Origin of the sequence: uncultured Shewanella sp. (assembly GCF_947495455.1) — a bacterium.
Classification (GTDB): domain Bacteria; phylum Pseudomonadota; class Gammaproteobacteria; order Enterobacterales; family Shewanellaceae; genus Shewanella.
Genome location: NZ_CANLZC010000029.1, coordinates 1 through 12433 on the forward strand (window position 1 = coordinate 1; position 12433 = coordinate 12433).

Here is a 12433-nt window from a genome sequence, read left to right on the forward strand (position 1 = left end):
CATCTGTCTCGTTTTCGTACTGACAAGATCAGATCACAGAATGACCAAATGGTTCCTTAGATTTAAGCAACAACGCCGCATTAACCAGTAAAATAAATTTACAGTTACAAAAAGGAAACTGGAAAAGCTTAGCATATAAGGAAGCTGAAGAGTGCGGTGAAAAAAGTATCGCTTTACAAAAGTTTGTTATATCAGGAAGACAAAGGAATGATAATGTACTGATATATAAAGTAGATCAAACTAATGACTTTATAAATTTAATTGGAGATTTCATTTATAAAATTGAAGCCTTACTCAATGATCCTGCACCATTGTCGTCAAAGAATAGATGTAATGACGATAAGGTTTTTAAAGCTATTGAGGCTTATGTTGATAGTACTAGATTTCAAGAAGGTTGTTATATTATTCGGCCTGCTTATCATGATTAATGAAGCGATAATGACCCCGTTTTGACTAGTTTGCCCAATCGAGTTTCCGAATAGGCAAGAAGCATTGATTTTAATATCCCGTTGATAATGTACTAGGTTGCGTCATTTTACGAATTTGCATGATCATGCCCATTATTTGAGTCGTGTGTGATCAAAATAATGGGCTTATACTCACTAGTCCTAAGTAATTGGAAAAATAAATTTTTTAATAACCTGTCGATAGCGTACTAGGCTGCGTCATTTTACGAATTTGAATGATCATGCCCATTATTTGAGTCGTGTCTATCGTTAGTTTGAGGGCAAAATAATGGACCCATATTTGCTAGTCTTTGGATCATGAATAGCTTTTTTAATAATCTGTCGATAATGAACCGTTCAACTAATATCCCGTTGATAATGTACTAGGTTGCGTCATTTTACGAATTTGCATGATCATGCCCATTATTTGAGTCGTGTCTATCGTTAATTTGAGGGCAAAATAATGGGCTGCTAACCGTTTACCTAATAACCTGTTGATAGCGTACTGGACTGAGTTTATTTCATTTACGAATATAAATGCTTATGTCCAGTACTTTTGTTTACCCATTGATAATGAATAGACTTTTTAATATCCCATCGATATCATTATTTCGAATATGCTCTTCTTGCCCAATCGAGTTTTCGAATAGGCAAGAGGCATTAGGCATTGATTTTAATAACCTGTCGATAGCGTACTAGGCTGCGTCATTTTACGAATTTGAATGATCATGCCCATTTGGGGGTGATCAAAATAGTGGATCTCGCCACTACGTACGCGACGGTTTTGTTTAAGTGGAATGGCGTATAGAAAAGGGGTTGACTCTGTTTCGGTAAGCCCATTATTGATTTGATAACCGTTAGCGGTGTCACTGAGATGGTCTTTAGTGACGAGGACTTGCTTAGTGCCTTCCTCCCTTAAGTTTAACGCCGCCTCTATGTATAAATAGTGATTAAGGTAAATGTTTAAGGTGCCATCGAGCTGCCAAACTGGGCCTTTGCTTGAATGATCATAAATATCTTGCATAAAATCAAAGCGGGGAATGTCGTCACTGCTTTGATTGACGCTAAGGGCTTGTCCATCATAATCATAGGCGTTTTCAAAATCGTGCCCAGCATAAAGGTGTAATGGCTTGGCTTGACTTCTTGGTTTCATGGCTTGTTGCCATGTCATATGCAATAAGCTGGTGGTGCCGGGTTGTCTGGCTATTTTTTTGATGATATCGCTAAATTGACTCTGGCTCTTAGCCAATAATACGGGGCCATCGCCAGTGTAAGCCGTAGCAGGTTGAGGGGCGGCGATTTCAACCGGTAGGTTTTTTGGTGTATTGACATTGGAGCGGGTGGTTAATTGGGCGTTGCACTCATCACTATTGGTTGCCCAATCTTGAGAGCTGCAGCTGGTAAGGCCGTTGCGTACTGAGCTTAAATCGGTACTGGTGACAGGCGCGATTAAATCAATTGCATTGTTGAGCTTGAGTGGTGTGACTTGAGTGGGCCACTGTTCAACACTGTTACTATTATGCTGATACACATAAATTTCAACTTCAAACCAACGCTCATCTTCTGCATGAACACTCACAGATAATAAGCTAAGTAAAATAAGACTAAGTCGTAGCACGTTTATTCTCCAAGACGATGTTGGGATAATTGCTCCAAGAGCAATTTAAGCAAGGCCAGCCTGTCTTGATAAGACTTCGACGGCAGATTGAATTTTAACTTAGCAGGGCCATCCATTCGATAAATTTGTGGCTGCTGCTGTAATAAACCGATAATAAAGCCAGGATCGATACTGTGATCATCATTAAACTCTAAGCTGCCACCTTTGGCGTGCATCTCAATTTTCTTGATCCCAAGCTCTGTGGCTTGATGCTTATAAAAACTTAATGCCAGTAGGTTTTTAGTGGGCTCAGGCAATAAACCAAAACGATCGATCAGTTCTACTTTGAGCTCATCAAGGGCTTTTTGACTGGTGCAGTTGGCTATGCGCTTATATAAAGATAAGCGAATATTCACATCGGCAACATAATCATCGGGTAATAAAGCGGGGATCCTCAGTTCGATTTCACTTTGATGTTTGAGCATATGTTCAAGGGAAGGCTCTTTGCCTTGCTTGAGGGATTTCACCGCATCTTCAAGCATTTCCATATACAGGCTAAAGCCGATTTTAGAAATATGGCCACTTTGCTCATCCCCTAATAGTTCACCCGCACCACGAATTTCTAAATCTTGTGTGGCGAGCATAAATCCTGCGCCTAAATCTTCAAGGGCACTAATGGCTTCAAGCCGTTTACGGGCATCTTTTGTTAAGCGTTTTGTGTGTGGCGTTAATAAATACGCATAGGCCTGATGATGAGAGCGGCCGACTCGACCTCGTAATTGATGTAATTGCGCCAAACCAAATTTGTCCGCTCGCTCTATAACAATGGTATTGGCAGAAGGCACATCAATGCCCGTTTCTATGATAGTGGTACAGACTAAGACATTAAAGCGCTGATGGTAAAAGTCTGACATGACTCGCTCCAGCTCTCGCTCGCGCATTTGTCCATGGGCGGTGACGACTCTTGCTTCTGGCAATAAGTCCGCAATTTCAGCAGCTCTTTGCTCTATGGTCTCGACGCTGTTATGTAAAAAGTAAACTTGTCCGCCGCGGAGAATTTCCCTTAATAAAGCTTCTCGAATCGTTGCATCGTCATACTCACGAATAAAGGTTTTGACTGCGAGTCGTTTGGCGGGAGGTGTGGCAATTATGGATAAATCACGCATGCCTGACATGGCCATATTTAAGGTGCGTGGAATCGGCGTGGCCGTTAATGTGAGTATGTCCACATTGGCGCGTAGTGCTTTGATTTTTTCTTTTTGCCTTACGCCAAATCTATGCTCTTCATCGATAATGAGTAAGCCTAAGTTTTCAAATTTGGCATCAGATTGCAGTAATTTGTGCGTGCCTATGACCACATCGACTTTGCCTGCTTCCAGTTCAAGCATGACGTTTTGTTGTTCTTTGGCGGTTTTAAAACGGGATAGCACTTCGACTTTAATGGGCCAGTCGGCAAATCGGTCGCTGAAATTCTCAAAATGTTGTTGAGCGAGTAAGGTTGTAGGCACTAAAACGGCCACTTGTTTACCGTCATTTATGGCCACAAAGGCGGCACGCATGGCGACTTCTGTTTTGCCAAAGCCCACATCACCACAGACGAGTCTATCCATGGCAATAGGAGAGCACATATCATTGAGCACGTCCTTGATAGCGGTTTCTTGATCCACGGTTTCTTCAAAGGGAAAACTACTGGCAAATTGTGCATATTCTTGTTCTTCCAGTTTACACGCATCCCCAGGTCGCGCTTGCCGTCTGGCATAGACATCCAGAAGTTCGGCGGCAACATCACGGATTTTTTCAATGGCCTTACGTTTGGCTTTGGTCCAGCTCTCATTGCCCAGTTTATTGAGTGTGGCTTCTTCATCGGGCCCCACACTGTAGCGACTAATGAGATGCAAAGCGGCGACGGGAACATAGAGCTTGTCACCTCCAGCGTATTCAAGCACTAAGTATTCGGCGACAAGTCCACCCGTATCTAAGGTTTCGAGTCCTTGATAATGAGCAACGCCGTGATCAAGATGAACAATAGGCTGACCGACTTTGAGTTCCGCTAAATTTTTAATTAATGCATCATTGCTTATCTGTTTTTGTTTTTCACGGCGCCTGTGCTGAGAAATACGATGCCCAAAGAGCTCTGTTTCACAAATTAAGCTAAAATCCTGATCCGAAGGTGGAGTGATAATGCATCCCTGAGAAAGCGGCGATACAATCAATGCCACGGGAGTCGGGTTAGCCAGATAATCATCGAAATGATCAAATAAAGTGGGTTTTAATCCAATTTTACTCAAGAGTTCAACGATGGCCTGACGTCGTCCTTCCGATTCTGCACTGAAAAGTAAATTCACTTGAGTGCTGGCATAGTTTTTGAGTGCTTCAAGGGGTTGTTTGAGTTTATGATTAGCGGTCAGCTCGGGTAATGAGGCCGTTTTAGCCTTGATGTGGGTACTGCTTATTTCCCCCGTTTTTAATTGCAATTGCGGCATGTGTTTAAATGCGGCAAAGACTTGCTCTGTTAATAGGTATAAGTCTTTTGGCGGCAATAAGGGACGAAGTGGATCGACCCGCCGCTCTTCATAACGGGTTTGCACTTCTTTTAAATGATTATTGGCCGCTTGGGTTAGTTCCCCTAATGCAATGAGTTGTGTTTGTTTAGGTAAATAATCAAATAAGCTGGCGGTTTCATCGAAAAAGAGGGGGAGATAATTTTCAATGCCAGCAGGTAAGGTATTTTTACTGACCATTTGATAAACGGAGCCCGGCTCTTTGACTAATACCTCAAATTGACGACGATAACGTTGCCTAAATCCTTCAATGGCCTTGTTATCGGTTGGAAACTCTTTTGCCGGTAATAAACGAATACGGTCAATTTCTTCATTAGAGCGTTGAGTTTCAGGATCAAAATGCCGAATTGATTCGACTTCATCGTCGAATAATTCAATGCGAAACGGCTTGTTGGAACCCATAGGAAAGATGTCAATGATGGCGCCTCTGACAGCAAATTCACCGTGTTCATAGACCTGCTCCACTAAATGATACCCTGTATCGACTAACTGTTGTCGCATGTCACTTAAATGATAGGTATCGCCTTTTTGGAGCATCAATACATTACCACTTAAAAACGTTTTTGGCGGTAAACGCACCATTAGAGTGGCCATTGGTACGATGACAAGCCCCTGCTTAGCTTGCAGTAATTGTGATAAAGTAGCCAGACGCTGAGAGATCAGATCTCGATGAGGGGAAAAGGCATCATAAGGTAGGGTTTCTCTATCAGGGAATAGCCAAATAGGCAGTTTTTTTTCTTTGAGTAAATAACTCAGCTCAGCTTCAAGTGCAATGGCGCTAGGCGTATCATGAGTGACAACAAGTGTGAGTCCAGTGTATTGCTGAGCAATGTTGGCAAGGGTAATAGCCTGTGCAGCGCCAATTGGCGTTCTCAAGGTTTGAACTTGAGGCGCCGCTTTAACGCCTGGTGGGGTTAATATTGAGAATGCATTCATGAAGTCGAGGTAAACCAGTCAATTGACAACAAATTGGGTGGCCATAGTATACCCAAATGATGGGAATATACTATAGCTAACCTGAAGCTTAGCTTGCCTTCATGACAGAAAGTGCATCTGAATAAAGGCCCACTTTAACGAATGGGTCGTACCGTGTTAAGGGTGAAATTTGCGCTGTTTAAGTTGTTTTTGTTGCACATTTAAACTGGCTTTGACCAATTGCTCGATATCACCGTCTTGTATAATATTAAAGGTTAATTCGCTCATAAAAGACTTGGCATGCTCAGTCTCGGCGCTGTTATTGCTTGCCAAGGGAGCCATGTCAATGTGATTTTTTTCATTAGAATTAACAAGCGTGTTAACTTGGTTTGACTGAGTGACTTGGCCGAAACACATGATGGAAATAAGCTCCTCTTTGATAAAAAGTGTGACTTTATATTGCCCATTGAGAGGAAGGGGCATCTCGCTTAACACTTGAATACCACTTCCGCCAAAACGTATGCCTTTAACGGCTTTTCCAGAGTGGGGTGTTTGTGCAAGGACATGTTGCAGTACTAAGTCTATTTTTCGCGATTGTAATTTTAAGTAGTCAATAATGGTTTGACTTTCATCATCTAAGTGACGCAGTTGCAATAAACAATCAGCTTCAAGGGCTTTGACATCACTCATGAGTTGCATACCTGTTGGAAGTAAATGATGCAACTGTGTTTCTGTAGGAAGTGGACGACCTTTGGGCCAAGTTTCGAGAAAAACCTCAAAGGAATGGGTGACACTAAAATAAGGTGTTGAGTCGGTGAACAAGGCATTGCCTCTTGTTTTTATATCTATTCCCTCTATTATTGTTCCTATCTCTATGATTTAGCAAGGCTGTACGATAAAAGTACAACATTGTCCATGAATTTAAAATTACCTTTATACATAGGCTTTCGATACTGGAAAGCGAGAAAAACCAATAGCTTTGCTTCATTTATTACGCTTTTTTCTGTTTCTGGGATCTTATTGGGGGTTGCAGCACTGATTGTGGTGAGCTCAGTGATGAGTGGCCTAGAAGGTCAGTTAAAACAACGTATTTTGGGGGCGGTGCCTCAGCTGACTGTTCATGCAAATCACCCTTTAACGGATTGGAAAGCGCAAATAGAAAAATTGAAACAGTTACCCGGTGTGGTAGGCGCGACCCCCAGTGTTTCAACGCAAGCTATGGTGCAATCAGCCAATAATATTCGCGCCGTGCAAGTCTATGGTATTTATCCTCAATATGAAGATCCTTTACTGAATGTGGCGAAGCAGATCTATTCAGGAAACTTTGATGCGCTGAAGTCTAAGCAATATAAAGTGATTTTAGGAGGCGAGTTGGCGCGATTGCTGGATGTATCAACAGGGGATAAGGTACGCTTATTAAGTGGCGATGGCGTGGTTTATTCGCCGTTAGGACCTATGCCAAGTCAGCGTAAATTTACCGTTGCGGGCATTTTTGAAATGGGCTCGCAGGTCGATGCCAGTGTGGCTTATATTTATTATGAAGATGCACAGCGTTTGATGAGGCAAACACCCGGGGAAGTGAAACAGCTAAGGTTATATTTAACCGATCCTTTTAGTGCGGCTCAGTTAGCACCTCAAGTGAAAGCCTTATTTGCTGAACAGGGCATTGAAGTGACCACAACAGATTGGCGCCATACTTATGGTGATTTATTTAGTGCAGTGAAAATGGAAAAGAACATGATGTCGCTCATGCTTTGTCTGATTATTGCCGTGGCAGCGTTTAATATCGTATCAGCCTTGGTCATGATGGTGGTCGATAAAACCACGGATGTGGCAGTATTGAAAACCCAAGGCTTAGGCACAGGTCAGATTATGGGGATCTTTATTATTCAAGGTTCCTTGAACGCTGCGATTGGCCTGATTGGCGGAGTAGTGATTGGCCTGCTATTAACAACAAACTTAAATGAAATCACCCATATTCTAGGATTATCGATTTTAGGTGCCGGGCAACGTTTACCTGTGTTATTACAGACCCATCAATTATTAAGTATTGTGCTGGGAACCTTGGTGATTAGTGTGATTGCGACAATTTATCCTGCAATGAAAGCGGCCCGTGTTGAGCCCGCTAGCGCATTGCGATATGAGTAATTAAGCTTTTGTAGAAAGAAGTCAGAGTTTTTTTGAAATTGAAAATTTAAGTTGTCACTCAATGGGTGATAAGAAACGAGTCCTAAGATGAAGCCAGAAATTTTATTAGATGTGAGTCGAGTGAGTAAAGTGTATACGGAAGGCCGTCTTGAGACCAAAGTATTGCATCAAGTGGATTTACAAGTGTTTAAAGGTGAGCAGCTTGCCATTGTCGGAAGCTCGGGCTCTGGAAAAAGCACTTTATTGCATATCATAGGAACCTTAGACAGTCCCAGTGAAGGCCAAGTGCTATTGGAAGGAGAAGATATCTATGGGCTATCGAATAAGCGCCAAGCTCGATTAAGAAATACCGATTTAGGCTTTATTTATCAGTTCCATCATTTGTTACCTGAATTTTCTGCCCTTGAGAATGTGGCGATGCCGGGATTTATTGAGGGAAGACCTCGTCAGCAAGTACTCCTTGAGGCAAAAGCCTTACTGTCGAGAGTTGGACTTGAACATAGACTTAATCACACTCCAGCCGAAATGTCGGGAGGAGAGCGTCAACGTGTTGCCATTGCTCGCGCGTTAATTAACAAACCTAAGTTAGTGCTAGCCGATGAGCCTACGGGGAATTTAGACGCGAAAAGTGGTGAAGATGTGTATGTACTCATTAAAGAGTTGGCGCAGCAGCTAGGAACGGCTTTTGTTGTTGTGACTCATGATCTTCAGTTGGCGGCAAGAATGGATAGACAATTGCACATGAAAGATGGTCATTTGAGTCAGTTAGATGCTGTCAATGGCGTCGCGCATATTCAAGCAGGTGATAACACATGAATAAAGGGTTAGCACTATGGGTGGGCTTACGGTTTTATCTTGCTAGACAATCTAATCGATTTATCAGTTTTATTTCATTTGCATCGACAGCAGGGATTGCACTGGGCGTGGCAGTACTGATTATTGTGCTGTCTGCCATGAATGGATTTGAACGTGAATTAGAGCAGCGTTTGCTGGGTGTCGTGCCCCATGGAGAGCTGACGGGTGTCAATGGGGGGATCAGTGATTGGCAAAAAATAGTGAAAGAGGCCATTAACATTCCTGGAATAGTGTCGGCTGCGCCTTTGATACAAATTCAAGGTTTAGTGCAAAAGCCTAAAGGTTTTCAAGGGGTGTCAGTGATTGGCATCGATCCTAAGTTAGAGTCGACAGTCTCCAGTATCAGTCAGTTTATGTCAGCTAAGAGTTGGCAGAGTTTAAGCCAGTCGAACAGTAACAATATTGTCCTTGGAAAAGGATTGGCAAAAGCGTTAGATCTTAAAGTGGGTCAATCTTTGAGTCTGTATACGCCAGAATTGGGGGCTCAATCTCAAAATGGACAGATCCGCCAAGCAAAAAGTCATCGCTTTGTGGTGTCGGGTATTTTTTCCATTGGCGGGGAATTAGATTTAACAACTGCCTATATTCCAATGGCTTATGCAAGTCACTTATTGGGCTTAGGCAGTGATGTCACTGGCGTTCGGATTAAGGTGGATAAAGTGTTTGATGCTCCCCGTTTAATCAGAGAGCTAGGTTATAATCAACAGCAATACTTATACATAAATGACTGGACGCGCACTCAGGGTAATTTATATTCAGATATTCAAATGGTCAGGATGATCATGTACTTAGTACTTGCATTAGTGATTGCAGTTGCCTGCTTTAATATTGTATCGACTTTAGTGATGGCGGTGCGGGATAAGCAATCCGAAATAGCCATTTTATTAACCATGGGAATGAAACGAAGCAGTATTATGGGAATTTTTGTTGTGCAAGGGGCCTTTAACGGGATTTTAGGCTGCGCATTAGGGGTTATTTCAGGGGGTTTGATTGCACTTAATTTAAGCGATATAGCCAAGAGTATTGAGGCTTTATTTGGTATACAGCTTTTATCTGCCGATGTTTATTTTATCGACTTCCTCCCCTCAAAACTGCTCATGTCAGATGTTATTAGTGTGACGTCATTGGCTTTTTTCATGAGTCTGATTGCTACACTTTATCCAGCCTATAAAGCCAGTAAAACTCAGCCTGCACGTGCGTTGGCGGGATGGTGATCGCGTTTACTGAAAAGGTTGTATGAATAACTTCTCAGGCTTTTCAATTCAATGTAATGCTGAATTGGACTGTCTGAGAAGCTCACTTATATAATGGAATGGGTATTAGGTTCGCTTTGCTATTGCTGGCAGCATTTTGAATTAAAATGGCAGAAAATAGGCAATTCTTGCACCAACAAGGACAGCGATATAGAGAGAAAAAAATAACGTCAAGAATAAGAGTAGTGGTGTGATGGTATTTTTAAAGCGTGTTTTTTGACCCTGAACTGGCCTATGAAACTTATGAAATATAGGTTTGATTTTTATCGGCTTTAAAAATGAAGTATGCGATGAAGCAGTACGTTGACAGTTGAGCTTCTTTGCAGAGTTGACTCTATGACCGAACATAATATTGAATCCTATTAATTCAATGGTGGCGGGAAGAATGCGCCTTTAAAGCTGAATATATCCTGAATATTGATGTTTACAGACCTTTGATTTGTAATACTTTGTGAATGAGTATTTATACTAATAATATTTTTAATTTAAAAACAATGGATTAATTTAAACTTAAATTAATCCATTGTAAGTTTGTCATTTACTTATCGTGTGCTTTAAAAGTGGAGGATATAGGCTTCTTTTTTATTACTTCGATTGTGTTTTTTTCTTATTGAAAAAGTCATAAATGAGTATTATTCCAACCATGATGATACCAATTAATCTGAGTGTATCTTGACTCAGTAGGATGCTTAAACTGGCACTCAGTAGTAGCAAGCGTTGCCAAACGGGTAATGGATGGAAAAAGAAACCTTCAATACTAGCAGCAAAGCCTAAAATCAATATGATGGTGATGAAGATGGCATAGAAGTAACTTGTTAAGGACACTTCACCATAAAAAATAAGACCCGAGAAAGCCATCATAGCAGGAATGATGAAAAACCCTTGAGAGAGTTTAAAGGCTTGTATTGCCGATTTCATGGGAGAGGCTTTTGCTATTGCGGCACCCGCAAAAGCGGCTAATGCAATGGGTGGCGTCACATTGGAAGTTTGAGAGAGCCAAAAAACAATCATGTGTGCAGTGAGTAAGTCAACACCTAGTTCGGTGAGTGAAGGAACGGCCATAATAGATAACACTATATAGGCAGCCGTTACTGGAAGTCCCATGCCTAAAATTACAGCAGCAAAGGCGATGAGCGCGAGCACCGACCATAAGTATCCACTCGAAAGTACCATGAGAAATTGTGTGAATTGTAAGCCGATCCCTGTCTGCCCGACGACGCCAACCACAATGCCGGCGCTGCCACATGCAACAGAAATCGGTAATGCTTGCAGCGCACCTTGTTTCATTCCCGAAAAGAAAGTGCTTAACGTAATACGCGTTGATTTTCGGCACATGGCGGAAAAGATAACAGCAGCACAACCCGCAATGCCAACTAAAACCGGTGAATAGCTCAGGACGAGTAAGCTGGTAATTAAAATGAGTGGAATGAGAAAGTGCCAACCTTTAGCCATCACAGTGCTAAATTGTTCTATCCTATCCATGCCTTTTAAATTTAATTTACATGCCATGAGATGAACGTAAAGCAAAGTACAGGCAAAATATAAAATGGCAGGGGCAATGGAGACAAGTAAAATATCGCCATAAGCAATGCCGGTAAATTGAGCCATGACAAAGGCGCCTGCTCCCATAACAGGCGGCATGATCTGCCCGCCCGTTGAAGCCGATGCCTCTATGCCCGCCGCTTCTTCTGGCCTATAGCCTAACTTTTTCATCATAGGGATGGTCAAAGCGCCGGTTGTCACAGTATTGGCAATGGCTGAGCCTGAAATCGATCCCAAGGCAGCAGAAGCAATAACACTGGCTTTAGCAGGGCCCCCTCGATATTTTCCTGCGATAGCAAAGGCGCAATCGATGAAGAATTGTCCTGCGCCACACACTTGGAGAAATGCGCCAAATAAAACGAAAATGAACACGACACCGGCGGCAATGGCTAAGGGGGCACCAAAGACACCATTTGTTGAAAAGATATGAAAACGAATAATTTCTTCTAGTGAAAAGCTTTTACTGGCAACCACTGATGGGAGTAAATCCCCAAACATGGCATAAGTGAGAAAGAAAATAGCGATTCCAGCCATGACGATGCCCACGGTGCGGCGTGTCGCTTCTAGTAATAATAATAGTAGTAACCCTCCTGCAATGCGATCTTGTAAGTTGAGTCCGTCAAATAAAAAACTCATATCATCATAATCAAAGGTAAGAATTGTCCAACCACTGAAGATAACAGCCGCGATTAAACCGAGATCTATCAATCTTCCAATAGGGTATAAACGCGGTGATGTTTCATGTTTGATGGAAGGATAAACGAGAAAAACCAGAACGAGGACCCAAGTGAGATGAATGGGCCTAAAGCTGGTGGCAGGTAAATCGGCAGTGGCTCCTTGCCATAGTTGAAAGACGGACAATGAAATGGCAATGAGGCTGGCGACTTGTACTAATTGATCGCTTAGATATCGGCCAGATATTAGGGGAGCAGACATACTTTTCTCCTATCGGGACACACACTGCATTTATTGTCAGAATTAATGCAGTGTGTGAATATTGATGCTGTTGACTATTAACGTGTCAGTTGCTGATGGTCTTAAATAAAGTGCCCACGAGCGCTAGGATGATACTTTCGCGTGATCTGAAAAGATCCCTACCCTTAAGGGATGAGGAAT

At 42.2% G+C, this 12433-nt stretch carries 7 protein-coding genes; 3 read left to right on the top strand and 4 right to left on the bottom strand.

Annotated features, from left to right (window positions below; genetic code table 11):
- Positions 1–1119: 1119 nt before the first annotated feature.
- The 3 genes from Q0791_RS09915 to Q0791_RS09925 all read right to left on the bottom strand — a co-directional run bounded on the left by Q0791_RS09915 (position 1120) and on the right by Q0791_RS09925 (position 6341).
- Positions 1120–2064 carry a peptidoglycan binding protein CsiV gene (locus Q0791_RS09915; RefSeq protein ID WP_299005530.1) on the bottom strand — a complete coding sequence of 315 codons (945 nt, stop codon included), beginning with the start codon at positions 2062–2064 and terminating at the stop codon, positions 1120–1122.
- Between the two features lie 2 nt (positions 2065–2066).
- Positions 2067–5540: a transcription-repair coupling factor gene (gene mfd / locus Q0791_RS09920; protein ID WP_299005533.1), complete on the bottom strand. Its 3474-nt coding sequence runs from the start codon at positions 5538–5540 to the stop codon at positions 2067–2069.
- A gap of 156 nt (positions 5541–5696) precedes the next feature.
- Complete coding sequence (locus tag Q0791_RS09925) at positions 5697–6341, bottom strand: hypothetical protein (protein WP_299005536.1); 645 nt, start codon at positions 6339–6341, stop codon at positions 5697–5699.
- Positions 6342–6434: 93 nt separating this feature from the next.
- Here Q0791_RS09925 and Q0791_RS09930 point away from each other — a divergent pair, with 93 nt between their 5' ends.
- The 3 genes from Q0791_RS09930 (at position 6435) to lolE (ending at position 9736) form a co-directional block, all read left to right on the top strand.
- The gene (locus Q0791_RS09930) at positions 6435–7667 is read left to right on the top strand and encodes a lipoprotein-releasing ABC transporter permease subunit (RefSeq protein WP_299005539.1); all 1233 of its coding nucleotides are present in this window, start codon (positions 6435–6437) and stop codon (positions 7665–7667) included.
- A gap of 87 nt (positions 7668–7754) precedes the next feature.
- Positions 7755–8483, top strand: a complete 729-nt coding sequence (gene lolD, locus Q0791_RS09935; protein WP_299005542.1) for a lipoprotein-releasing ABC transporter ATP-binding protein LolD — start codon at positions 7755–7757, stop codon at positions 8481–8483.
- On the top strand, positions 8480–9736 hold the full coding sequence (lolE, locus tag Q0791_RS09940) for a lipoprotein-releasing ABC transporter permease subunit LolE (protein ID WP_299005545.1): 1257 nt from the start codon (positions 8480–8482) through the stop codon (positions 9734–9736). Before lolD ends, lolE begins: the two co-directional genes overlap by 4 nt.
- A gap of 624 nt (positions 9737–10360) precedes the next feature.
- Here lolE and Q0791_RS09945 read toward each other — a convergent pair.
- On the bottom strand, positions 10361–12253 hold the full coding sequence (locus Q0791_RS09945) for a TRAP transporter fused permease subunit (RefSeq protein WP_299005548.1): 1893 nt from the start codon (positions 12251–12253) through the stop codon (positions 10361–10363).
- Positions 12254–12433 lie beyond the last annotated feature (180 nt).